Here is a 24,176-nt window from a genome sequence, read left to right on the forward strand (position 1 = left end):
AACGGCAATAGGGCTTATCATTTTATCAATTTTTAGGTATTCGCTTCTTCTTCCTCTGTCCCTTGAGCTGGCTGCTCCTGAATTAATCCAGCAAACAAGGCATGTACAAATTGCTCGGAATCGAATGGCTGCAGATCGTCAATTTTCTCACCAAGACCTACCATCTTCACTGGCAGATCCAGTTCCTGACGAATGGCAACGACAATACCACCTTTCGCCGTACCATCCAGCTTCGTCAGTACGAGTCCAGTCACGCCGCTTTTCTCCCCAAACAGTTTGGCCTGATTCAATGCATTTTGTCCAGTTGTCGCGTCGAGAACCATCAATACTTCATGTGGAGCTTCCGGGATTTCACGCTGAATAACACGATAGATCTTGTTAAGCTCCTCCATGAGATTGGATTTGTTCTGCAGACGACCTGCCGTATCGCAAAGCAAAACATCTGCTCCACGCTGTTTCGCTGCTTGCACAGCATCATACATAACCGCAGCGGGATCTGATCCCGCCTGCTGCTTGATGACTTCAACGCCGGCACGCTGTCCCCATACCTCAAGCTGCTCAATTGCACCGGCACGGAAGGTATCACCAGCAGCCATAATGACTTTTTTGCCCTGCTGTTTGAAACGATGTGCCAGCTTGCCGATCGTTGTTGTTTTACCTACGCCGTTGACACCGACAAACAGAATAACGGTAATGCCATCCGGGTTCATCTTCAATTCGTTATTTTGTTCACCGCGCAGGAGATCTGTCAATTTCTCAGACAATACAGGCTGCAATTCAGCCGCGTCTTCGATTTTGCGTTTTTTGACCTCAACACGCAGGTCTTCAATCAGGTTCATGACGGTATTGACCCCAACGTCCGCTCCAATCAGGATCTCTTCCAGTTCCTCATAGAATTCCTCATCGATCTTTTTTCGGCGAATAACGAGATCGGATACTTTCTCCACAAGCCCTTTACGAGTCTTCTCCAGTCCATCCTTGAACTGTTTTGTTACCGACTCCGTTTTGCTTGCAATGCTGTCTCTCAGCTTCTTAAAGAAACTCATAAAGCCCCTCCATCGTGTACATAATCTTAGTGCTGTTTATTTAATTAACAAGTTCCTGATGCATGATTGAATTCTTTAAGCACTGGCTATTTCGGCTTCCTCATCTTCCAGTCTAACCGAAACGAGCTTCGATACTCCGCCCTCTTCCATGGTGACACCGTATAATACATCTGCTTCTTCCATTGTGCCCTTCCGGTGAGTAACAACGATAAACTGTGTCTGTTCGGAGAATTCCCGCAAATACTGGGCGAAACGTACCACGTTGGCCTCATCCAGCGCTGCTTCGACTTCATCCAGCACACAGAACGGTACTGGCTTCACGTGCAGGATGGCGAATAGCAGCGCCATTGCCGTTAATGCGCGTTCTCCGCCAGATAAGAGCTGCAGGTTTTGCAGTTTCTTGCCTGGTGGCTGGGCAACGATATCAATTCCGGTTTCCAGAAGCCGTTCCGGGTCCATTAGAACCAGATCCGCACGCCCACCGCCAAATAACTTGGTAAATACCGTACCGAACTCACGGCGGATTGCATCAAACGTTGTCTTGAAACGTTTAGCCATCTCATCTTCCATCTCACGGATGACTTGATACAACGTCGTTTTAGCTTCCACCAGATCATTTTTCTGCTCATTCAGGAACTCGTAACGTTCATTAACCCGCTGGAATTCCTCAATCGCCCCAAGATTGACTTCTCCCAGAGCTGAGATGCTGCGCTTAAGCTTCTGCACTTCAGCCTGAGTGCTCTCTACATCTTCAGGTACTGGGTATCGCTCTTTCGCAAGCTCATAACCAAGTTCATAGTCGTCCATCAGTTTACGCAGTATGTTTTCGAGTTCAACATCAAGTCTGTTTACGGAAATTTCCGTCTGACGCATCTGTTCTTCTACCGCTTTTAACTGTGTACGCTGTTCCTTCGTTTCACTCTCAGCAAGTTCAAGCTTCTTCGACAGCTCACTTCGTGCAGCACGCTTAAAATCCAGCTGCTCAGAAGCTTCCGTTTTCTTCAGCTTGAACTGGTTCAGATCTTCAATTTGTTTAACGCTCTCCACCTGCGTTTTCTTCAGGTCTGCTTCCATCGAAGCCAGCAGTGTCCGGTTTTGACGTAAATCTTTGACCAGCGACTCCACTTCACGCTCCAATCGGCGCAGCTGCTCCTCATTCGAGAACCGTTCCTGATCCAGCTTACCCTCTCTGACTTTCAGTTCCGTCAACTGGCTCTGCAGCTCTTCCTTCGCCGACTCATTCGCTTTGCGGGCAAACTCTGCAGCATGAATGGCTCGGTGAGTTGCCTTCTCTTCCTCTTCAAGCTGCTCCAGCTTCTGCACAGCTGCTTCTCGTGCCGTATCCATCTCTTTGATTTCTTCGGTGAATCCGCTTTTCTCCTGGCCGGCTACCGCAACTTGTTCCAATACGTGACGCAGCTCGTGCTCGACCTGTTTCATTTCCATCGATGCCTGCTGTTCGGCATTTCGTGTATCATCACCCGATTGACGCAGCTCATCCAGCTTGTCCTGGCATTGTTCCAACTGGGTTTTCACATCATCAACACTGCGGTGCAGCTTCACAATCTGGTTTTCGGTATCCAAAATATCCTGATCCAGTTGATCCAACTGCCGTTTCCGGCTGAGTAGACTTACATTTTTCTTGTGCTGGCTTCCCCCTGTCATGGAACCGCCCGCATTGACGACATCACCTTCAAGGGTCACGACGCGGAAACGGTACTGACAGCGTGCCGCAATTTTATTGGCGTATTCCAGCGTTTCAGCAATGATGACATTGCCGAGCAGGCTTCCAATGATATTCGCATAACGGGAATCGAAATGCACGAGATCAGCACCAATCCCCACGAAACCATCCATGCCTTCAATCATGGAACGCTCACTGGAACCAACCGTACGTGGACGAATGACATCAAGCGGCAGGAATGTAGCCCTACCGAGCTGACGCTGCTTCAGGAATGCAATGGCCTGTCTGGAGACCGACTCGTTTTCCATAACGACATGCTGAAGTGCAGCACCCATTGCCGTTTCCACAGCCAATTCGATTTTTTCAGGAACTTTAACGAGTTCCGCCACGGCTCCATGTACACCACTAAGAGTACCTTTGCGAGAAGCTTTGAGGACTTCTTTGACCCCAAGCATAAATCCGTCAAAATCATCCTGCATCTCTTTCATCGTATCCCGGCGGGATACCTGTGCTTCGCGCTTCTGTTCCCATTTTCGAACCGTGCTGCGGCTCTCTTCCAGCAGCTTTTGCAAAGATTGCAGTCGTTCACTTTCAGTTATATATCCGCCTCGCAAATCACTGATCTCTTTACCCAAGCGGACTACTTTTTTCTCAATCTCGGCTTTTCGCGCTTCGAGCATTTCCTTCTGCTCTTCCCACTTGCCGGATTCCTCGGATGCACGGTTCATACGACGTTCAAGCGACTCTTTCTGCTGATCGGCGTACCGGATCTCGTTGCGCGTCTGAGCCATCTGGTTCATCAGTTCCAGCAAATTACCCTTAAGGCTTTCTTCCTGCTGCTGACTGATTCCGCCTGTAACGCCAATGAGCTTCGCCTCTTCTTCAGACAAACGGTTTCGCACATCACCCAGTTCCTGCTCCAGCTTGCCAAACTTCTCGCGTAATGCAAGGAGCTCGGCCTCACGTTCCCGATGTCGATCTTCACTCGCAGCAAGTGTAACCGTGAGCTGCTCATGATTGGTTTGCAGATGACGAGAACGTTCTTTGAGCAATTCTCCAAGACCTTCACTTTTCTCCGTCGCTTCACTGAACTGCAGCAAGGCAGATTGCAGCTCTTCCGTCTCCGATTCCAGAATTCGCAGTGCATTCCGGTCGCTCTCCAGCTTGGCATCATGGGTGGAAACAATGGCGGCAAGACCAACTTCTTCTTCTTTTAGCGACTGTAACCGTTCATTCGCCTTGCTCCAGGACGCATGAATCTGTTCGATCTGGTAGACATACATGGAGATTTCCTTTGATTTGAGCTGTCCACGCAATTCCTTGTAGTGAATCGCTTTTTCCGACTGCTCTCTCAGCGGGCCAATCTGGTCCTCCAGCTCTGTAACCAAATCGTGAATACGCAGCAAGTTCTGCTCCGTCTCGTCCAGCTTGCGTGTGGCATCCCGTTTACGGGATTTATACTTTACAATACCGGATGCCTCTTCAAAGATACCCCTGCGATCTTCAGAACGAGTACTCAAAATCTCCTCGATACGACCCTGTCCGATAATGGAGTAAGCTTCCTTACCGATCCCGGTATCCATAAACAATTCCGTTATATCTTTTAGCCGACAGGACTGCTTGTTAATAAAATATTCACTGTCCCCGCTGCGATGTACACGACGTGTCACTGTCACTTCACCAAAATCAAGGGCAAGCGCGTGATCTTCGTTATCCAGCGTTAACGACACTTCACCGTAATTGACGGCTTTTCTTGCATCGCTGCCGGCAAAAATGATGTCTTCCATTTTGCCGCCCCGCAGTGATTTGGCACTTTGTTCCCCAAGCACCCAGCGAATCCCGTCTGAAATATTACTCTTGCCACTTCCGTTTGGACCTACTACAGCCGTAATGCCGCGAACGAATTCCATCTCTGTTTTGTCGGCGAATGACTTGAATCCACCCAGTTCAATTCGTTTCAGAAACATAGGGTATCCCGTCACCTCCTCTTGCTTATTTCATGTGCTCCTTCAGCGCTGATCTTGGATTAGGAATGAATCTTTTTTCCCCATCCTCTCTTTACAAAAAAAAGAGCAAAAAGCAGTCCGGCCGATAATTTCCGCCGGGGCGGACCCGAGGGGCTGCTCTTTGCTCTTCGTTTGTCTATGCGCTACCCGGTATAGCTCAGGCTTCCGGAAGCTTCAATCGATCAAGCGCTGCGGATGCAGCCTGCTGCTCGGCTTCCTTTTTGGAACGTCCTGTACCTCTGCCAAGCCGTTCTTGACCCATATGGACCTCCGAGACAAACTCACGTTCATGGGCAGGGCCCCGTTCTTCGACGATCCGATACTCAAGAGCTCCCATATTGTGATGCTGAGTGAGTTCCTGTAGTTCCGTCTTGTAATCGCTCATCTGAAGCTTGCCGCCCAGTACGATCAACGGAAAAACATGCTGGTCCAGAAACGTTCTGACTGGCTCCAGTCCCTGATCCAGATACAATGCACCGATGAAAGATTCAAACACATCAGCCAGCAAAGCCGGCCGTGTTCGTCCTCCCGTCAGTTCCTCACCTTTACCAAGAAGTACATACTGACCAAAACCAAGTGCTTCTGCAAATTTGACGAGGGAAGGCTCGCAGACAATAGATGCCCGCAGCTTCGTTAGTTCACCTTCCGGACGGTTAGGATACAAATGATACAAGTATTCCGATACAGTCAACTCAAGCACGGCATCGCCCAAGAACTCCAGACGTTCGTTATCCTGGTGCTGACTGAATCGGTGTTCGTTTACATAGGAAGCATGGGTAAACGCTTGTTTTAGAAGCTGCCTGTTGTCAAATTTGATTTGAAGTTTGTGTTGTAACTGCTTCAGATCTTCACTCAAACGAACTAGCCCCTTATGCTTCAAATTTTTTGAGGATAATGGTAGCATTGTGACCGCCGAATCCAAACGAGTTGGACATGACTACGTTCACGTTGGTTTCACGCGGAACATTCGGAACATAATCCAGATCACATTCCGGATCCTGATTTTCCAAATTGATCGTAGGTGCGAGTGTCTGATGAGTCAGAGACAATCCGCAGATTACGGCTTCCACGCCACCAGCTGCACCCAGCATGTGACCTGTCATGGATTTAGTTGAACTTACTGCAAGCTTGTACGCGTGATCACCAAACGCCTTTTTGATCGCCAGCGTTTCGGATCGGTCACCCACAGGAGTTGATGTACCGTGTGCGTTGATGTAGTCCACTTCTTCCGGTTCAATTCCGGCATTGCGTAGAGCCATCTTCATGCAGCGTGCTGCTCCATCCGGATCTGGCTCAGTCATATGATGCGCATCGCCAGTCAGACCGTAACCAATCACTTCACCATAGATACGTGCACCACGTTTTTGAGCATGTTCCAAGGATTCCAGAATCAGAATACCTGCTCCTTCACCCATAACGAATCCGTCACGTCCTGTATCGAAAGGACGGCTTGCCTTAGCCGGCTCGTCATTGCGTGTAGACATCGCGCGCATTGCACAGAAACCAGCCAGACCCGTTGGTCTGATTGTCGCTTCCGCACCACCGCAGATCATCGCGTCTGCATCACCATTTGCAATCATCTTGAAAGAGTCCCCGATGGAATGCGTTCCTGTAGCGCAGGCTGTTACTACGTTGGTGTTCGGACCTTTAGCTCCGAGAGAAATCGACATTTGGCCAGAAGCCATGTTAGAGATCATCATAGGGATAAAGAATGGGCTAACCCGTTTTGGACCTTTTTGCAGCAATGCATTATGCTGGTCCTCCCAAGTTCCCAGTCCGCCAATACCTGAACCGATAGATACGCCAAAGCGCTCGGCTTCGATGTTCTCATTAATTTTCAAACCACTGTCTTCAACAGCTTTGAAACCAGCTGCTACAGCAAATTGAACAAAACGGTCCATTTTGCGAGCATCCTTGCGATCCATATATTCATCCGGGTTGAAATCCTTAATTTCGGCAGCAATTTGTGTCGTGTATTCACTCACATCAAAGGCCTCAATCTGAGAGATTCCGGACTTGCCTGCCATTAAACTTCCCCAGAACGTTTCCAAATCTTTTCCGAGCGATGTCATTACGCCCATTCCGGTAATTACTACTCTTTGTTTCAAACCGACTCACCTCTATATCGACTGCTTGCGCAATTATTTTGTGGGAATATCCGCAAGCGGATGCTCACCCATCCCGATCCAAAAATCAAGCTGAATGAGCATCGCTGCGGAATGAGAAAAACCAATGAATGATGAGAAGTCCCGCCTGTTCGAAAACAGGTGCGGGACTGAATTGACTTTAGGTATGAGATTGTATGTAGTTTACAACTTCACCTACGGTCGTGATTTTTTCTGCATCTTCATCAGAGATTTCCAAATCGAATTCATCTTCCAATTCCATGACCAATTCTACTACATCCAAAGAATCAGCACCCAAATCTTCTTTGAAAGATGCTTCAAGTGTAACTTCAGCTTCGTCTGCGCCCAAGCGGTCGACGACGATGCGTTTTACACGCTCCAATACATCGGACATCCGGTTCACCTCCTCCTTGGTATTATACGAGAATCGCAGGCAAAATGCCATAGAAGACATATGCGGCTCCCGGCCGGGGAATCCGGCCTTTTTCCGGCATTTCGGATCGTCCAGCGCCTGTTCCCCGACTATTGATTTAAGTCCGGGAAGTTTTACATGTACATGCCGCCATCGACGTGCAATGTCTGCCCTGTCATATACGATGAAGCTCCCGATGCCAGGAATGTAACAACTCCGGCAATTTCATCCGGCTGACCCAGTCGGGACAGCGGAATGCCACTCAGCATACCATCTACGAGTTCCTGTGACAATTCCTTAGTCATATCCGTCTCAATGAACCCAGGTGCTACACAGTTGACCGTTATACCACGGGAAGCCAATTCACGAGCCGACGCCTTGGTCAGACCGATGACCCCCGCTTTGGCAGCAACATAGTTGGCTTGTCCAGCATTACCCAGAACACCAACCACAGAAGAAATATTGATAATTCTGCCCGAGCGTTGTTTCATCATTGGACGAGTAACGGCTTTAAGGCAGTTAAATACCCCTTTGAGATTGGTCTCAATAACCTGATCAAACTCTTCCTCTTTCATGCGCATGATCAGATTATCACGTGTAATCCCTGCATTGTTAATCAGAATGTCAACATTGCCCCAGGCTTCAAGAGTAGCCTTGACCATTTGTTCAGCTTCATCCATTACTCCAACATTCGCCTGAATGGTAATGGCCTGAACTCCCTTAGCACGAATCTCTTCCGCCACTTCTTCAGCAGCAGCCTGACTGCCTGCATAGTTTACGGCTACATTGGCACCAGCTTCAGCCAGAGCAAGTGCAATGCTGCGGCCAATCCCGCGAGATGCCCCTGTAACCAGTGCGTTTTTACCTTCTAACGGTTTAGACAACCTAATTCCTCCTTTCCCCAAATAACCTGTCATTTAATCACTTTAATGCAGCTGCAGTCGCTTCAAGCGTTTCAAGACTGTTCACATTGTACAATTTTACGGATTTATCTGTTTTTTTAATCAATCCGGTCAATACACTTCCAGAACCAATCTCAATGAAGGTATCTACACCTTGCTCAATAAGCCATGTCACACTGTCTTCCCATAAAACCGGAGAATAGACCTGTTCCGTCAACAATTGTTGAACCTGTCCATTTTCCACAGGTCTTGCTGTCACGTTAGCGACTACAGGAACCTTGGCTGGCGAAAATGTTACAGTCTCCAGTTTCTCTGCCAGTTTCCCAGCAGCTTCCTTCATCAATGAGGAATGAAAAGGACCGCTAACTTCCAATGGAATAGCACGCTTGCCGCCAGCTTCCTTCACCCGTTCCGCTACAGCAGCCACACCTTCCTTAACACCGGAAATAACAATTTGACCCGGACAGTTCATATTAGCCAGTTCAACCGCGTGACCCGTTTCGGATACGTCCCGGCAAAGCACCCCCAGCGCTTCCCGATCCGCACCCAGAACAGCAGCCATTGCTCCCTGCCCGCCTGGTACTGCTTGTTCCATATACTGACCACGTGCCCGTACAATGCTCACAGCGTCAGCAAATGACAGAACGCCCGCTGCAACGAGAGCACTGTATTCACCCAGACTGTGTCCAGCCGTATAGTCGGGCTCAATCCCTTTTTCTTTAAAAGCCTCAAGCAGTGCAATACTCGCAGTGAGTAGAGCCGGTTGCGTATTTGATGTCTGTTTCAACTCGGTCTCTGGTCCTTCAAACACGAGATTGCTCAGCGAGAAGCCCAGCACATCATCGGCTGTACGGAAAATTTCTGCTGCTGCAGGCACAGACTCATACGCGTCCTTGGCCATGCCTACAGCCTGTGATCCCTGTCCGGGAAATACAAATGCAATTTTGCTCATTAGATTTATCTCTCCCAGCTATCTGATTTACCAAACGAGTACAGAGGCACCCCAAGTCAGTCCGCCACCGAAACCAACCATCAAGATGGTGTCGCCGGCTTTCATGCGGCCTTCTTCAGCCGCCTCCACCAATGCAAGCGGAATGGATGCTGCCGAAGTATTGGCGTATTTGTCTACGTTGACAACCACCTTTTCTTCCGGAAGCTCAAGTCGCTGCATGGCGGATTGAATAATACGAATATTAGCCTGATGAGGAACAAACAGATCCACGTCCGTCCGCTCCAAGCTTGCTTTACGCAGAACTTCATCCGTTGCTGTACCCATTACACGCACGGCAAATTTGAACACTTCACGGCCATTCATGTAAATGTAGTGTTTTTTATTCTCAACCGTCTCTGCGGACGCAGGCAGACGGGAACCGCCGCCCTCCAGTTGAAGCAGGCCGCCACCAGCACCTTCCGCTCCAAGATCAAACGATTTGAATCCACGACCTTCAGGAACTTCGCCAATAACCACTGCGCCCGCTCCGTCACCGAACAATACACATGTGTTACGGTCTGTATAGTCCGTGATCCGGGATAGACAATCCGCGCCAATAACAAGCGCATTGTTATACATGCCGCTTTGGATAAAGCTGGTTGCTGTTGCCAGACCATATACAAATCCTGAACATGCAGCGGACAAATCAAACGCCGCAGCGCCTTTGGCACCGAGCTTATCCTGCAAAATGCAAGCCGTAGACGGAAATGCCGAGTCCGGCGTAATTGTGGCTACGATGATCAGATCCAGATCACTGCCTGTCATTCCAGCAGACTCAAGCGCCTTGATCGCTGCTTCGTATGCCAGGTCCGAAGTCGCCTGATCGGGAGCTGCGATATGACGTTCCTTGATTCCAGTGCGGCTAACGATCCACTCGTCATTGGTATCTACCATTTTCTCAAGGTCACTGTTGGTCAAAATTTTCTCCGGTACATATTTACCTGTACCGATAACCCCTACAGGGCGCAAATTATTCATGTCGTCACTCACTTCCCGCTAATTTCCTTAGATATGCTTTCCACCAATTGGTTCTGTACTGCAATTCTAGCTTGGCGAACAGCGTTTTTGATCGCATTGCCATCCGCTGATCCATGGCTTTTCACTACCAGTCTGCTCAACCCGAGAAGCGGCGCACCGCCATGCTCGGTATAATCCAGTTTCCGTTTCAGCCCGCGCAGCTCAGGCATCAGCACCGCTGCAGCCAGTTTGCTTTTGAGCGAAGATGAGAACTGTTCCTTCAGCAATGCAAAGATGGCACCTGCTGTGCCTTCCAGTGATTTCAGCAATATGTTACCAGCAAATCCGTCACAGACAAGCACGTCACATGCACCTGTAAGGACATCGCGAGCTTCCACATTACCGACAAATCGAATCGGAAGCTGCTCCAGTAGCGGATATGCGTGCTTCGTCAGTTCGTTCCCTTTGCCCGGCTCCGTTCCGACATTGAGCAATCCCACTCGGGGTGAGTCGACTCCTTGTACTTTCTGCCGATATAAGCTACCCATAAGACCATATTGTGCCAAATGTTCGGGCTTGGCATCCATGTTGGCACCCAGGTCAAGCGCAAGCACGCCAACATCATCTATTGTTGGAATCATCGGTGCAAGTGCCGGTCGTTCAATACCTTCCATGCGGCCCACCACAAGCAGGCCGGTTGTCATAAGCGCTCCGGTATTACCTGCAGAGATCATGGCATCTGCTTCGCCTTCCTTGAGCATGCGGCCAGCGACCACCATGGAAGCATCCTTTTTGCGACGAACGGCTTTAACAGGTTCGTCATCCGAACCGATCACTTCCGAAGCATGACGGACTGACAGGTTAGCCGGCTTGATCGTTGATTGATTCAAAAGCGGTGCCAGCTTGGCTTCATCGCCAACAAGCACGATCTGTGTATCTGCCCATTCCGTGGCGGCAGCAATTGCACCTTCTACCGTTGCCTGGGGTGCATGATCGCCTCCCATGGCATCTATGACGATTTTCATTCCAGATGACCTCCCTCTAGGCTGTCGTCTCCACCCGAACGGTAGATGACAAAGTTGCCTTGAAACACCATTTCCTCACCTACATAGGTGAACACTTCAACCTTTGCTTTCCCCTTTTGACCCGAGATCGATCTCACATATGCTTTCGCAATACATTTCTCGGCCAGATGAACCGAACGAACAAATCGAATATCGGCCGAAGCCGTCAATGCAATCTCGTCATTAATGACAGCGACTGCCAGGGAGTTAGCCTGGGCAAATACATAGTGACCACGAGCAATTCCCGTCCTCGAAAATACATGCTCTTCCTTGATCTCAAACAAGGAGATCCCACTTTTGTCCAGCTGCAAATCTACAATATCACCGATAATCTCATGCAGAGGCAGCGAGCGTACCTGGTCATACGAACGCTCTGCCATCAGTTTCATTCGTTCACGAAGCTCGGGAATCCCCAGCTCCAGACGGTCGAGGCGAATCGTTTGAATACTCACCTTCAATTGGCGCGTCAGTTCCTGATCTGTCACAAACGGATTGTCTTCGATCATTTTGGTCAATTGCTGCTGCCTCTGTCTCTTCGGTACACGTTCGATGCCTGACACCCCCCGCTGTATCGTATAAGAAAGCGTCCCATGCAGGTCCGTTCTATCATTTCACTTCGTTCTCTATAATTGAGCCTCTGATTTTTAGAGGTTATTCAACACACGAATTTATGGTTCTTCTCTATGTAACCCCAAATCTTAGAACCTGGTACTAAAGCATAGTATATCTCATCCTGTGTCAAAAAGAAAGACTGGGCGGGCAAAAACCACTCTCTGCTAAACAGCCGCTCTCCTGCATTCTACGAATCTTTCTTCTTGAAACAATCAACCGAAGTCAGTCCAGCCCTTAACACGAACATGAATTTAAACATTCAAAAAAAGTAGTACCTCATCGAAATGAAGTACTACTTGATGTCTAACTATTATTGAGAGATGATCTCTCTTGCTTTGTACGTTCCGCACACTTTGCACACGTGGTGAGCAAGCTTCAATTCGCCGCATTGTTCACATTTCACCATGCCCGGTACAGCCAATTTAAAGTGAGTGCGACGTTTGTCGCGACGCGTCTTGGACGTTCTCCGTTGAGGTACTGCCATTATTCCCACCTCCTTATCAAAATCAACCTTTGCAGGTAGTTGTAACACTAGATTTTCATTTGCTCATTTAAAAAAATCCTTGAGCCCTGCAAGCCGCGGGTCGATAACTTCGTTATCGCAACCGCAGTCACCCTCGTTCAGCTCATGGCCACACTTTGGACATAGCCCTTTGCATGTATCGCTGCATAGCGGTATAAACGGTAGGTGCAGCAGAAAAGCTTCCTCGGCATATAGCTTCAGATCGATGTCCTCTCCATCCACATAGACAGTATCATCTTCTTCAGGCAAGTCCTCCGGCTGTTCTCCCTGCTTGAATTGCTCATGAAAATCAATATGAAGATGTTCACTAATCGGCTTGAGACAACGTGAGCACAACATGTCCACTCCTGCTGACACTTTGCCATGAACATCCACCACGCCCCCCGTTGCTTGTTCTGCAGATAAATCCGCAGTCAGCGGGGTAACGGCTGTGATATCTTGTCGGTTAGAAATCAGTTCCTTAATGTCCCACTGTTCATTGAACTGCAGGGGTCGGTCACTGATAGCCACTTTGCGAAATGGCAATAACATTTCCCATCACTCCAAACGAAACCAATTTCATAATTCATGTTAAATGCTTGACGGCAGTTATACAGATCAAGTCTGATCGTTGTGCACTTCATATCTTGACTGTATGTATTCTGACGATTCATCGTTAAAAGTATTATGAAATTGACTTAACAAACAAAAATCATTATACCGATTTTCCAAGACGTTTGTCAACACTTTTAACTTTACACCCTTTTGGAAAAGAAAGATACCCGGACGATAAAAACACTCTTCCGCATTATAAACTTTCTCTCCACCATACTACAAGCTAATCCTTTTACTAGTATGACGGACACATTTCTTTAATTATTCGTGTGATGTAGATCACACGTCCCCCTTTAGACCCTATCTATACTTGCTATATGCCACGCATAATAGATAAATGGCGCAAGGTTATCCATTTAATTTGTCAATCCATTTATAGGAGGAAAAATCCATGTTAAGCGAAAATACAATTCGAGTGATTAAATCCACCGTACCTGTACTTGAAGTTCATGGCGAGGCCATTACCAGCCATTTCTATAAAACAATGTTTGCACATCATCCCGAACTGCTGAATATTTTCAATCACGCTAACCAAAAACAGGGACGACAGCAGGCCGCCCTTGCCAATATGGTATACGCTGCTGCCCTTCATATTGATAATCTCGCCGCAGTCCTGCCAGCCGTACGTCAGGTTGCGCACAAACACCGCAGTCTCGGCATCGCCCCGGAACAATACGAAATCGTGGGCACCTATTTGCTGAAAGCGATCAAGGATGTGCTGGGTGATGCTGCGACCGAGGAGATTATTGCTGCGTGGGCGGACGCCTACAATGTCATTGCGGGTATCTTTATCGATTTAGAAAAGGATCTGTACACAGCCAGCGAAAACCAAAGTGGTGGCTGGGAAGGTTTCAGGTCATTTCGGGTAGCCAAAAAGGTAAAAGAAAGTGACCTGATTACTTCCTTTTATCTAGTGCCAACGGACGGCAATCCAATAGCCACGTACCAACCTGGACAGTATATCAGTATCCGGATGAAACCTGAGGGAAATGCGTATGCCCAAATTAGACAGTACAGCCTTTCGGAAGCTCCAGGAAAACCGTATTATCGCATTTCCGTCAAACGTGAGAGTGCTCGGATGGAACGACCAGATGGTGTAATCTCGACCTATCTGCATGACCATATCACTGAAGGAGACTTGGTCGAATTGTCTGCTCCTGCAGGCGATTTCACACTGAACACGGAGGATTCACGCGATGTCGTATTATTGAGCGGTGGCGTTGGCCTCACTCCGATGATCAGCATGTTGAACACGCTGGTTAACAGTAATGTCCAGCGTTCTATCACTTTTGTCCATGCTGCCCTAAATGGCGAAGTTCATGCTTTCCGGGATCATGTAAATACATTGGCAGAACAGCATGAGAACATACAGGCATTGTATTGTTATGCACAGCCGACAGCAGATGACCGCGAGCAATCGCGTTTTCACAGAGAGGGTTATATTGATGCAGCCTGGCTGTCACAGATGATTCGCGAGCCCCTGGAATCCGATTATTATTTGACCGGTTCTGTCTCCTTTATGCAGACGATGTATGCCGCACTGGGCGAGATTGGCGTTTCACCTGAGAATATTCATTATGAGTTCTTTGGTCCCAAAACAAACCTGATTCCTGCACCGGAAGCCATTTAATTTATCTCCAGAAGTAATAATAAAGGATCATCCATGACTCCCCTGAAAGCACGGGCCGTATTCATCTGAATGCGACAACGTGCTTTTTTTGGCGTTTTCTTAACGCTTTTATTTGAATAACGATGCTCGTATCCCCTATTATTAAGCAAGACGTTTCTGCTCGGCGAAGCAGCAATGGCCTTAATCGACCAATAAGAACAAAATACCAGTCAGGTATTGAAGATATATAACATTGTTATTAAAAGGAGTGCCCACTGATGAAAGCTGTAGGTGTGATTGTGGAATATAATCCGCTGCATAACGGACATGTCTATCACTTAAATGAGGCCAGACGGCTAAGTGGAGCAGATGCCCTTGTGGCCGTCATGAGCGGCCCTTTTCTCCAGCGCGGGGAACCCGCCATTGTGGGCAAAAGGGCTCGTACGGAGATGGCGCTGCACGCAGGAGCCGATCTGGTGATTGAGCTGCCGGTTGCTTATGCGGTACAACCGGCAGAATGGTTTGCCTTCGGTGCGGTCTCGTTGCTGCACCGCACCGGGGTCGTGGACTCGCTATGCTTCGGCAGCGAGTCCGGCGACCTGGACAGCCTGCAGCGCATTGCGCGCGTGCTGGCTGTGGAGCCCGCAGGGCTGCGCGAGGACATCGCGCGCCGCCTGCGGGAAGGCGCCAGCTACCCCGCCGCGTACGCAGGCGCGGCGGCAGCGCTGGCGCCCGGCGGCGTGAGCGAAGCTACCGCCGCCGCACTGCTCGGGCAGCCCAACAATTCGCTTGGGCTGCACTACATGATCGCGCTGGAACGACTCGGCAGCGCGATCCAGCCCTTGACGACGGCCCGCACCGGTGCCGCGTATCATGAGGCGACGCCCGGACCGGGGGCGATCGCCAGTGCAACAGCCGTCCGCCGCCTGCTGATGGCGGACGGGCCCCAGGCCGCCGCGCCGTATGTGCCGGCGGCAACACTTGCCATTCTGCAGCGCGAATGGCAAGCGGGACGCGCTCCCGTGCACTGGGAGCGCTTCGCCCAGCCGCTGCTGCACACCGCGGCGACCCGCCGTGCCTCCGAGCTGGCAAATATCGCCGAAGTCACGGAAGGATTGGAGCACAGGCTGCTCCGCACACTGGCTCAGCTTCCGGAGCCATCGGTCGAATCGCTGCTGGATGCACTCAAAACCAGGCGGTACACGCGCACCAAGCTGCAGCGAATGTTGACCCATATTCTGTTGAATCATGCCAAGGCTGAATTCACCCCGGACAAGCTAGCCGAAGGACCGGGTTATCTTCGTGTCCTTGGATTTAATTCACTGGGCCAAAATCTCTTGAAACAGATGAAAACGGCCTCGTCCCTGCCTGTTGTGCTGAAACCGTCTACCTTCACTCACAACCAGCTGGAGCTTGATGTGCAGGCACAAGCAGCGTATGCCCTCTCTTATGAGCAGACGGACACACGGGCCATGTACAGCGACTATTATGAGCCGCCAGTTCGATGCTAAACGTTATATTACAAATAAATTGTTCATTAATGTTCTTATCAAAAAAATCCCCTATGTCATGTCGTTTATTCAAACGATCGCATAGGGGATTTCCATTTGTCTGCTCTTACTTTTCCTTGATAATGCGCTTGTTCCAAATCACATTATCCATTTCAAGCTTTTATGATTTCGCAGACAGTGTTTTCAGATAAGCCAGGGCATCATCTACCGTATTCACAGGAACCAGCTTCATTTTAGTGCCAATCTGTTCCGCTTTGGCTTCGGCTTCCTGATAATTTTGTTTCGGAACGAAGAAAATCTCCGCCTCTTTTCGATCCGCAGCAACGATTTTATGCACCACGCCACCAATGGGACCGACTACGCCTTCCTTGGTGATCGTTCCCGTGCCGGCAATTCGGTGACCTTGGGTAAGGTCCCCGGGAGTAAGCTGATTATAAATTTCCAGGGTAAACATCAATCCGGCCGAAGGACCCCCAACCTGAGTATCCGTAAACGTAATTTGTTTATTCGAATCCTCGGGTTTTACTTTCTGTACGGTTCCGATCATTACACCCAGCCCAGGCCGGGTAGCACCCGTTTTGCTGTCTTTTACTTCAATCAGCTTCACATCACGGCTAATCGTCTCGCCTTCGCGTTCCAATTGCATTTCTACCGTATCTCCCACTTTTTTATCCTTCAACTGGGCAGATAATACCGTGTTATCCGGTGTAGCTGTGCCATTCACACCCAGGATAATGTCACCAGGAGCAATATCTCCCTGTGGTTTCGGATCCTCCGACAAACCAAACACGAAGATATGTTCAGGAACAATGGAATACTTAACCCCCGCCTGCTCATAAGCCGCTTCCATGGCGGAAGATTGGGAATCGCTCATGAACCATACCTGTTCGGCCGAGTACTCCGCTTCCGTTTTTCCTTGCAGGCGGTCTTCCTTTTTGTCAATTTGCATATTTCGGTTAAACAAAGACGTACCCAGCAAAAACACATTGGCATACGTTGCCGACACCGTCGTCATCATGAATACACCACGTTCTTCCTGGTCCCCATCCTTCACCGTAACCATCGGTTTTACTTCATCCGCGCTGCCAGGCATATAGATGATATATGGCGTTGGCATATACACTGCAACATAGACAACCAGAGCTACCACGATCACAAAGATCGAAGCTCTGAAGCCGCCAGATTTTCGAATCCGATTCATCGCATGAGCCCCCGTTCTTTGCGTTTCTTCCATAATTATAAGTCTAACATCCTCATTCTCACGCATACAATGGTACAGGCCGGATAGGCCGCAGTATTCTGTCGCTTGTCCGGTCAAGGCCGAACCGTCCTCTGGACGTCATTCGGCCGTCCAATCCGATTACTGCAGCCGAATGAATCGGCGCTAATTCATATGAGGTGAAACGATGACAATGCAGACCGAGGTTACAGGATCCAACCCGATCAGGTCGGTACTACTTAGTACCGGCGCTTTGTTACTGGTCGTCGCTGTAGTTGTATCTCCGAAAGATGCCTTCGATGCCTCCATTCAAGGATTGGACATCTGGTGGAAAATTATCTTCCCGGCAATGCTCCCATTTTTGATGCTGTCGCAAATGCTCACTGCATTTGGTTTTACAGACGCTCTCGGCGTCTTGCTGGGACCACTGATGCAGCGTTGGTTTCGCCTCCCCGGCGAAGCTGGACTAGCCCTTGCGGTCGGCATGTGCGGAGGATTTCCTGCTGGGGCGGACACAGCGTCCCGTTTGGTTCGGGATCAACAAATAACCGGCAAACAGGCCATTATTCTGGTCGCTGCAGCTCATTTCACCAATCCGATGATGATCATTTTGGTCATAGGTGCCGCTTTTCTTCACCAGCCTGCTGCCGGATACTTTCTGCTTATAATTCATTGGCTCAGTGGATGGATTGCTGCAATGATTGCCATTCGTTTCAATCGCAGTCATCAAAAACAGTCCACTACAGTCAGTCCCCCCAAGCGAAGCCAGCACCAGGGGCTTTGGTTTCAAATGATGAACGCAGCCCGTGAAGCCCAGGCCCGAGATGGCCGCGGGTTCGGTAAACTGCTAGGTGACACCGTATCTCATGCGGTACAGACGCTAATGATGACTGGTGGTTACATCATCGGTTTTGCCGTGTTCATACGACTTCTGGGCCTATACATCACACCCGGCAGTTCGGCTGCCCTCTGGCCTTCTGTATTGGAAGTGCATTTGGGCACATACCATTTAAGTCAAACGCCATGGGCTCCCTTGCTTACGATTTCCCTAATTGCTGCGGTTCTTGGTTGGGGTGGACTGTGCTCCCATTTACAAGTCTCAGCTGTGATGAAATCCGCCGGAATGGCAGGCAAATGCATGATCTATTTTGCTGCTGTACGTTTGATTCATGCATTGACTGCCTTTTCATTAAGTGTTTTCCTCTGGATACCCTTCAGCCGCTATAGTGCAGAGGTATGGGCTCCGTTCTGGCCTTCTGCAAGCGCGGATGAGACGACTATGCTGCCGATGCAACCCCAGCTTGAAGTCAACAACGCTGCGGCAGAGGTTTTATGGAGCAGCTTCCCCGCAGTCTGTATCGGACTTGCGATCATTCTTGCCGTTATGATCAGCCTGTCGGGCTTGACCCACTGGTTTAACCGCCGTTTTTCTCGCTGATTTTCCGGCGAAGTGCCGTTTCCACTTCCGGGGACACCAGATCGGTTACATCTCCATGGTAATGAGCAATTTCCTTGACGATACTGGAGCTCAAATACGAATATTTCGGATTGGTCATCATAAAGATGGTTTCCGCATCCGGGTTCAGCTTGCTGTTGGTGGAAGCAAGCTGCAGCTCGTATTCAAAATCAGTCACGGATCGTATACCACGTACGATGACCTGAGCTTCCTTTTGCCGAACATAATTGGCTGTCAGATCACGGAAGCTATCCACTTCCACATTGGGCAGATGCCCAGTAACTTCTGTAATGAGCGCTTTACGCTCTTCCACCGTGAACAGTGGATTTTTGCTCATATTATTCAGTACAGCCACGATGACGCGGTCAAATTGCTTGGACGCCCTGGCGATAATGTCCAGATGGCCCATCGTTACAGGATCAAAACTCCCGGGATATACGGCAATCCGTTCCTGCCTGTGTATCATTTCAGTCATGAGGAGCCTCCTCTTCTGCTATGCTGTTTTCTCCATCATTCGATGCCTCAGGTGCATAATCATAGATGGACACAGCTGTCTCCCCATACACAGCCTTGCGCGTTTGTTCAAACGGGCCGAATTGCTCAGGGTAACTATATTTGGATTCATATTCAAGCACGATCGTCGCTTCCGGTTTAAGCAGTTCAAGTTCATGCATCGTAAGCATCAGCTCATCCCCGTTTTTCATCCGGTAAGGTGGATCGAGAAACACCAGATCAAATTTTGTCGTTCGCTTGGCAAGCGCCTTTAACGCACGACCTGCATCATTACGGTATATAGCTGCCTGATCCTCCAGCTTGGTTGCCTTCAGATTGGCTCGGATCACTTCAATACTTTTGGATTCCAAATCAACAAAAACAGCCTTGTCCATGCCGCGGCTCAGCGCCTCAATTCCGAGACCCCCACTACCCGCAAACAAATCCAATGCTGTACCGCCCTCAAAATAAGGGCCAATCATGCTAAACAGCGCTTCCTTCACCTTGTCGGTGGTCGGACGTGTTCCATTGCCAGGAACAGCCTTCAGCGGTCTGCCTTTCGCACTCCCGGATACCACTCTCACTGATGAGTCACCTTTTCTCTCTATGTAAGTTTATTGATACAGCTATCGTACCACACTCGGGTTCAGTTTGAAAAATAGTCTGTCTCCATTCATTTCAAAAAATTGTTGACCCGTTGTTGACGCATATGTATAAAAAGGAAACCTTTCGGCCATTCTATAATTATCGACATCACAAGTGTCGTAGACAACCGCGGAGAAGACTTACGTTTCCCCATAAGCTCTTCGTCCGGTTTCTCCTCTCCCATGAAAAATAGGCCCTCGAAAGAGGGCCTGTTTTTATTTGCTTTCAAATATGTATGGAAATCATTAGTTAAGACGGTATGCCATGATGCTCCGGCTATTCATAGTTCTCTATCTCCCGGTATTTCCGATTGGAGCGCCGCAAGTTAACCATAGAGACCAGCAGAAGAACTACCGGTAAAAATAAATTCCAATACTGCTTGATGATCATCACAATACTGAAGAACACAATCGCGAGCCAAACCAGTATTTCAATAGTCTCAACCTTGGTTAGCGTATGCTTAAATGCTTTTTTGGAGATGAGACGTACGAGGTAATACACAAGCACAGCATAGAACACAGCCATACCCAAGATCGCAACTAGAGCAATTAACATTTCCATGAACATGCCCCTCTCACCTCCAAATATGTTTGCTTCAAGTTTCTTATTTTACCATATAAGCAAAAGTGTGTCTTAACTTTGACTACCAAGAAATATTCTTTCTTCCCATGTTATTTCTCTTCCGTAATAACCGTTGCGTTGTAGATCACAACACGCTTTCCATTCAGATCAAATAGAACTTTATTGCCATATTCCGTATCCTGCACATCGATTTTCCCTTCGTAGGTCTGAATCAACTCACCGGAGTCACTGTACACCTTAACAATCCGCTCCAGACCCCCGGAGTTGTTGGATCTCATCGTTTTCAGCGCCCGTTCACCTGAAGCCGTATTGAAATACCAGATGAAACACCCCACAATGATACCGAGTACAGCCAGGACGGTAACCCACACACCTGCTTTTGCCTTTCTGCTCATAATGAAGCCCCTCCCTTTGTTCCATGTCCCGTATAGTACGAAATAGCTTCGATAGCGGTTTCACGCAATTACTCTTGCGCGAGCATTTCTCCATAGCAAAACAGAGGTCATCCGATACACGGCGACCCCTGTTCTTCGTTTAATTAGGATACGACTCTTACAGTGAACGAATGACAAATTCAAATTCCAGTTCGCCGTCCGAGGCAATGCGATATTCCGGATGAACCGGCGCACCCCAGCTATCATCACCGCCAACACCCATCTGTTTGCCTGCTACCGTAACCACCGTGTAATGTACTGGTGGCAGCTCGTATGCATGCTGTGCGTTCTCCAGTTCGAATGCCGTATAAGGCGATACGTTCAGCTCAACTGGAGCTGCAGAAGCTTCAATTTTGAAGCCACGTCCTGCATCATCGGTCAGTTTTGCCCAGCGTACCCCTGTGCGGTTACCCGATTCCTGTGGTACCAGGTATGGCGCAACCGTATCCGCCACTTTACTGCCATGAATGCCCAAGCGTGCTCCAAATGCACGATCCGCATAGTTTTCTTCCGGACCCATGGCCAGCCATTCCACGTTGTCATATTCCGGTGACGTTTTGAAAGACAAGGCATGAATCGGAAGGTCAGGCAAGCCTGCTGTACCTTTGTAGGCGTTATGAACATGTACGCTTCCATCTGCACGCACAGTATAAGTCACTTTTACCTGCACATCTGCAGAAATGTTGAGCTTGTACGTGAATTCAATGCGATATTGATCCGGTTTCTGTTCTGCCTTCCACTCCACACATCTTGGCAGCAGACTAGCGGCATACCACGCACCAAGTTCGAAGCCCATGGCAGTTCCTTTATCATTATCCGTCGTTGCCCGCCAGAACAATGGCGCAGGAGGCTGAGCGATCGTCTCACGGCCGGACAGTTTGAGGGATACCAAAGTTCCGAAGGCTTTGGAGAACAGCACGTGAGTTTGGCCTACACGGACACCAATGTTCACATCCCCTTCAACCACCTGAATATCATGTGTCAGATTCAGATCCTCTGCAGCTGTTACAGCTAAATCTTGTGTGAAGATAAATTGGCCAAACGCGACTTCGTCCCCTTTGTCCGCCCAGAGGGTAGCCGCTTTGAGAACAAACGCAGCATTAACCGCATATTCGCCACCCGCCAGAGTATCTGTATCCAGCGGAAGACTTACTATTTTCTCGCTTTGTGCAGGTACATTGACCTCCAACGTTCCGCGCAGCACTTCATGTCCCTCACGCTCCAGGCTGTACACCAGTTCCAATGCTGATGTATCTGCGAACAGGTTTCCATTAATGATCTTGACCCCTTCACGATCCGGGAACAACTTGATATTTTGATACAGGAACTTCACTTCCTGCATTTTTGCTGTTACTTTGCGATCCGCATGCACGATGCCGTTCCCACAGAACGAGTAGTCCGAAGGACGATCGCCGAAATCGCCGCCGTATGCGAGGTATTCCTTGCCGTAACGGTCTTTCTTGTAAATGGATTGATCAATGTAATCCCAGATAAATCCACCCTGATACATCGGGTATTTGTCTTCCAATTCCGTATATTTGTGCATGCCACCGATGGAGTTACCCATGGCGTGCATGTACTCACAGCTGATGTAAGGCTTGGTCGGATTCGCATTCAGGAATTCCTCAATGTCTGCTGGCTTGGCATACATGCGACTCTCCATATCACTTGTCTCATCAAATCGACGATCATGGAAAACTCCCTCATAATGCACAAGACGTGTTGGGTCAGCTGATTTGAAGTATTGGGATACTTTATAGATAACTTCACCGCCATGTGACTCGTTTCCACATGACCAGATCAGAATGGACGGGTGGTTTTTGTCACGCTCCACCATGGATACAGCCCGGTCCATGACAATGTCATGCCACTCTGGTTTATCTCCAGGTATGACCCAGGAAGGCTCAACGGCGCCAAGCTTTTGCCAGGAACCATGTGTCTCCAGGTTCATCTCATCAATAACATACAATCCGTATTCGTCACACAATTCGTACCACAGGCTTTGATTCGGATAATGTGATGTACGAACCGCATTCATATTGTTCTGTTTAATGGTACGCACATCCCAGAGCATGTCCTCTTTGGTAATGGCACGGCCACGGCGCGGGTTAAACTCGTGACGGTTAACTCCTTTGAATACAATGCGTTTACCATTGATATGCATCACTTTATCGATCATTTCAAATTTGCGGAAACCAACGGACTGAGGTACCACTTCAACCAGCTGACCTGCAGCATCATATACACGGATGTATAAACGATACAAATACGGTATTTCCGCACTCCACAGGTTTACCTTACCGAACTCTTCTCGAAGACTAACCAGACCATTCGTAACTTCCACACCACCAAATGTTCTCAAAGCGTTCCCTTCAGCATCGTGCAGTTCAGCTTCAACTCGTGCTCCCGCAGCAGCTTTACCTTCCAGCTTCAGATCGAGGTTCAGCGTACCGTTGGTATAAGATTGGTCCAGGTCCGTTACCACACGAAGGTCCCGAATATGTGCTGCCGGTACCGTATAGAGATATACGTCTCTGAAAATGCCGGAGAAGCGCCAGAAATCCTGGTCTTCCAGCCAGCTGCCCGTGCTGCGTTGATATACTTCCACAGCCAGTTTGTTCTCTCCATCCTGAAGGAACGGCGTCAGATCGAAATCCGAAGGGGTGAAGCTATCTTCTCCGTAACCCACGAACTGACCATTAAGCCACACATAGAATGCGGATTCCACTCCCTGAAAGGAAATAAATACCGGATTGTTCTGCCATCCTGATGGCAGGTGGAACGTCCGAATGTAGCTTCCGACTGCATTTTTGTCCTGTGGCAGTGCTGGCGGACGCAGTTCGTTCAATCCATCCCAAGGATATTGCGTATTCACATATTGAATTTGGCCATATCCTTGAAGCTGAATGTGACCAGGCACTTCGATGTCATCCCAGCCTTCACTCGAGTAATTCGATTGGTAGAATAGCTCCGGCCGACAATCCGGACGAATCGCATAATTGAATTTCCAGGTTCCGTTCAGGTCATAACGCATCTTCATGGTTTCTGAAGCCTCTGCTTCCTCCATGGTTCTGTAATAACGATGATCCGAGTAAGCGTTTAGACGGTTGACCTCAAAAACGCTTACATTCCCCAGCCAGTTGATATCTGCTTGTGTTGCTTTCATCGGCTCTCTCTCCCTCTAGTGCGAAATGTATAGTATGAATTATTCAAGATTCAAACCTGTATTTCCTCTTCCAATAACAAAAACAGAAAGAAAGAGGTACACCATTGCTGGTGTCCTCTGCGTTTTTTTCTACATCAGTCTTTTC

At 48.9% G+C, this 24,176-nt stretch carries 21 protein-coding genes; 3 read left to right on the plus strand and 18 right to left on the minus strand.

Going from position 1 to position 24,176, the window contains the following annotated elements; genetic code table 11:
• Positions 1-32: 32 nt before the first annotated feature.
• The 12 genes from ftsY to AC3WQ3_RS12865 all read right to left on the minus strand — a co-directional run bounded on the left by ftsY (position 33) and on the right by AC3WQ3_RS12865 (position 12,854).
• Complete coding sequence (gene ftsY / locus AC3WQ3_RS12810; protein WP_336779610.1) at positions 33-1,046, minus strand: signal recognition particle-docking protein FtsY; 1,014 nt, start codon at positions 1,044-1,046, stop codon at positions 33-35.
• A gap of 75 nt (positions 1,047-1,121) precedes the next feature.
• The gene (smc, locus tag AC3WQ3_RS12815) at positions 1,122-4,697 is read right to left on the minus strand and encodes a chromosome segregation protein SMC (protein ID WP_336779609.1); all 3,576 of its coding nucleotides are present in this window, start codon (positions 4,695-4,697) and stop codon (positions 1,122-1,124) included.
• Positions 4,698-4,893: 196 nt separating this feature from the next.
• On the minus strand, positions 4,894-5,592 hold the full coding sequence (rnc, locus tag AC3WQ3_RS12820) for a ribonuclease III (RefSeq protein WP_095287860.1): 699 nt from the start codon (positions 5,590-5,592) through the stop codon (positions 4,894-4,896).
• 13 nt (positions 5,593-5,605) lie between these two features.
• The gene (gene fabF, locus AC3WQ3_RS12825; RefSeq protein ID WP_095287861.1) at positions 5,606-6,844 is read right to left on the minus strand and encodes a beta-ketoacyl-ACP synthase II; all 1,239 of its coding nucleotides are present in this window, start codon (positions 6,842-6,844) and stop codon (positions 5,606-5,608) included.
• Positions 6,845-7,022: 178 nt separating this feature from the next.
• Positions 7,023-7,256, minus strand: a complete 234-nt coding sequence (gene acpP / locus AC3WQ3_RS12830; protein ID WP_024630176.1) for an acyl carrier protein — start codon at positions 7,254-7,256, stop codon at positions 7,023-7,025.
• Positions 7,257-7,408: 152 nt separating this feature from the next.
• A complete protein-coding gene (gene fabG, locus AC3WQ3_RS12835) occupies positions 7,409-8,158 on the minus strand; it encodes a 3-oxoacyl-[acyl-carrier-protein] reductase (RefSeq protein ID WP_095358716.1) in 750 nt (249 codons plus the stop codon).
• Positions 8,159-8,195: 37 nt separating this feature from the next.
• Positions 8,196-9,128: an ACP S-malonyltransferase gene (fabD, locus tag AC3WQ3_RS12840; protein ID WP_127536286.1), complete on the minus strand. Its 933-nt coding sequence runs from the start codon at positions 9,126-9,128 to the stop codon at positions 8,196-8,198.
• A 27-nt stretch (positions 9,129-9,155) separates the two neighbouring features.
• Positions 9,156-10,145 carry a beta-ketoacyl-ACP synthase III gene (locus AC3WQ3_RS12845; protein ID WP_492472440.1) on the minus strand — a complete coding sequence of 330 codons (990 nt, stop codon included), beginning with the start codon at positions 10,143-10,145 and terminating at the stop codon, positions 9,156-9,158.
• Between the two features lie 8 nt (positions 10,146-10,153).
• Positions 10,154-11,149: a phosphate acyltransferase PlsX gene (gene plsX / locus AC3WQ3_RS12850; RefSeq protein ID WP_336779607.1), complete on the minus strand. Its 996-nt coding sequence runs from the start codon at positions 11,147-11,149 to the stop codon at positions 10,154-10,156.
• Positions 11,146-11,694 (minus strand): transcription factor FapR, encoded by a 549-nt coding sequence (gene fapR, locus AC3WQ3_RS12855; protein WP_221192561.1) that lies wholly within the window; start codon positions 11,692-11,694, stop codon positions 11,146-11,148. Before fapR ends, plsX begins: the two co-directional genes overlap by 4 nt.
• A 416-nt stretch (positions 11,695-12,110) precedes the next feature.
• Positions 12,111-12,284, minus strand: coding sequence for a 50S ribosomal protein L32 (gene rpmF / locus AC3WQ3_RS12860; protein ID WP_090923906.1), 174 nt, complete (start codon positions 12,282-12,284; stop codon positions 12,111-12,113).
• A gap of 63 nt (positions 12,285-12,347) precedes the next feature.
• Positions 12,348-12,854, minus strand: a complete 507-nt coding sequence (locus tag AC3WQ3_RS12865; protein ID WP_127536290.1) for a YceD family protein — start codon at positions 12,852-12,854, stop codon at positions 12,348-12,350.
• 454 nt (positions 12,855-13,308) lie between these two features.
• Between AC3WQ3_RS12865 and hmpA the strand changes: the two genes are divergently transcribed.
• Both hmpA and AC3WQ3_RS12875 read left to right on the plus strand, forming a co-directional pair.
• Positions 13,309-14,547, plus strand: a complete 1,239-nt coding sequence (gene hmpA, locus AC3WQ3_RS12870) for an NO-inducible flavohemoprotein (protein ID WP_492472441.1) — start codon at positions 13,309-13,311, stop codon at positions 14,545-14,547.
• Between the two features lie 257 nt (positions 14,548-14,804).
• Complete coding sequence (locus tag AC3WQ3_RS12875) at positions 14,805-16,037, plus strand: nucleotidyltransferase (RefSeq protein ID WP_492472442.1); 1,233 nt, start codon at positions 14,805-14,807, stop codon at positions 16,035-16,037.
• A 160-nt stretch (positions 16,038-16,197) separates the two neighbouring features.
• Here the strand turns inward: AC3WQ3_RS12875 and AC3WQ3_RS12880 are convergent, their stop codons facing one another.
• Positions 16,198-17,238, minus strand: coding sequence for a SepM family pheromone-processing serine protease (locus AC3WQ3_RS12880; protein ID WP_095358723.1), 1,041 nt, complete (start codon positions 17,236-17,238; stop codon positions 16,198-16,200).
• Positions 17,239-17,443: 205 nt separating this feature from the next.
• Here AC3WQ3_RS12880 and AC3WQ3_RS12885 point away from each other — a divergent pair, with 205 nt between their 5' ends.
• Positions 17,444-18,694 carry a nucleoside recognition domain-containing protein gene (locus tag AC3WQ3_RS12885; protein WP_336779603.1) on the plus strand — a complete coding sequence of 417 codons (1,251 nt, stop codon included), beginning with the start codon at positions 17,444-17,446 and terminating at the stop codon, positions 18,692-18,694.
• Here AC3WQ3_RS12885 and coaD read toward each other — a convergent pair.
• From coaD to lacZ, 5 genes are all read right to left on the minus strand, one after another.
• Positions 18,672-19,178, minus strand: a complete 507-nt coding sequence (gene coaD / locus AC3WQ3_RS12890) for a pantetheine-phosphate adenylyltransferase (RefSeq protein WP_110822714.1) — start codon at positions 19,176-19,178, stop codon at positions 18,672-18,674. The genes AC3WQ3_RS12885 and coaD overlap by 23 nt on opposite strands.
• 1 nt (position 19,179) lies before the next feature.
• The gene (rsmD, locus tag AC3WQ3_RS12895) at positions 19,180-19,788 is read right to left on the minus strand and encodes a 16S rRNA (guanine(966)-N(2))-methyltransferase RsmD (RefSeq protein WP_492472443.1); all 609 of its coding nucleotides are present in this window, start codon (positions 19,786-19,788) and stop codon (positions 19,180-19,182) included.
• A 337-nt stretch (positions 19,789-20,125) separates the two neighbouring features.
• Positions 20,126-20,410 (minus strand): hypothetical protein, encoded by a 285-nt coding sequence (locus AC3WQ3_RS12900; RefSeq protein WP_492472444.1) that lies wholly within the window; start codon positions 20,408-20,410, stop codon positions 20,126-20,128.
• 110 nt (positions 20,411-20,520) lie between these two features.
• Entirely contained in the window at positions 20,521-20,826 is a 306-nt protein-coding gene (locus AC3WQ3_RS12905) for a hypothetical protein (RefSeq protein WP_095287873.1), read from the minus strand.
• A gap of 157 nt (positions 20,827-20,983) precedes the next feature.
• On the minus strand, positions 20,984-24,031 hold the full coding sequence (lacZ, locus tag AC3WQ3_RS12910) for a beta-galactosidase, LacZ type (protein ID WP_492472445.1): 3,048 nt from the start codon (positions 24,029-24,031) through the stop codon (positions 20,984-20,986).
• Positions 24,032-24,176: the final 145 nt, after the last annotated feature.

The organism is Paenibacillus sp. FW104-T2 (assembly GCF_058789975.1).

Bases quoted from the DNA above. Each gene is read 5' to 3' on its own strand.
- ftsY (WP_336779610.1), bottom strand. From the start codon at position 1,046: ATGAGTTTCTTTAAGAAGCTGAGAGACAGCATTGCAAGCAAAACGGAG.
- smc (WP_336779609.1), bottom strand. From the start codon at position 4,697: ATGTTTCTGAAACGAATTGAACTGGGTGGATTCAAGTCATTCGCCGAC.
- acpP (WP_024630176.1), bottom strand. From the start codon at position 7,256: ATGTCCGATGTATTGGAGCGTGTAAAACGCATCGTCGTCGACCGCTTG.
- fabD (WP_127536286.1), bottom strand. From the start codon at position 9,128: ATGAGCAAAATTGCATTTGTATTTCCCGGACAGGGATCACAGGCTGTA.
- AC3WQ3_RS12845 (WP_492472440.1), bottom strand. From the start codon at position 10,145: ATGAATAATTTGCGCCCTGTAGGGGTTATCGGTACAGGTAAATATGTA.
- plsX (WP_336779607.1), bottom strand. From the start codon at position 11,149: ATGAAAATCGTCATAGATGCCATGGGAGGCGATCATGCACCCCAGGCA.
- fapR (WP_221192561.1), bottom strand. From the start codon at position 11,694: ATGATCGAAGACAATCCGTTTGTGACAGATCAGGAACTGACGCGCCAA.
- rpmF (WP_090923906.1), bottom strand. From the start codon at position 12,284: ATGGCAGTACCTCAACGGAGAACGTCCAAGACGCGTCGCGACAAACGT.
- AC3WQ3_RS12865 (WP_127536290.1), bottom strand. From the start codon at position 12,854: ATGTTATTGCCATTTCGCAAAGTGGCTATCAGTGACCGACCCCTGCAG.
- hmpA (WP_492472441.1), top strand. From the start codon at position 13,309: ATGTTAAGCGAAAATACAATTCGAGTGATTAAATCCACCGTACCTGTA.
- AC3WQ3_RS12875 (WP_492472442.1), top strand. From the start codon at position 14,805: ATGAAAGCTGTAGGTGTGATTGTGGAATATAATCCGCTGCATAACGGA.
- AC3WQ3_RS12880 (WP_095358723.1), bottom strand. From the start codon at position 17,238: ATGAATCGGATTCGAAAATCTGGCGGCTTCAGAGCTTCGATCTTTGTG.
- AC3WQ3_RS12885 (WP_336779603.1), top strand. From the start codon at position 17,444: ATGACAATGCAGACCGAGGTTACAGGATCCAACCCGATCAGGTCGGTA.
- coaD (WP_110822714.1), bottom strand. From the start codon at position 19,178: ATGATACACAGGCAGGAACGGATTGCCGTATATCCCGGGAGTTTTGAT.
- AC3WQ3_RS12900 (WP_492472444.1), bottom strand. From the start codon at position 20,410: ATGGAAATGTTAATTGCTCTAGTTGCGATCTTGGGTATGGCTGTGTTC.
- AC3WQ3_RS12905 (WP_095287873.1), bottom strand. From the start codon at position 20,826: ATGAGCAGAAAGGCAAAAGCAGGTGTGTGGGTTACCGTCCTGGCTGTA.
- lacZ (WP_492472445.1), bottom strand. From the start codon at position 24,031: ATGAAAGCAACACAAGCAGATATCAACTGGCTGGGGAATGTAAGCGTT.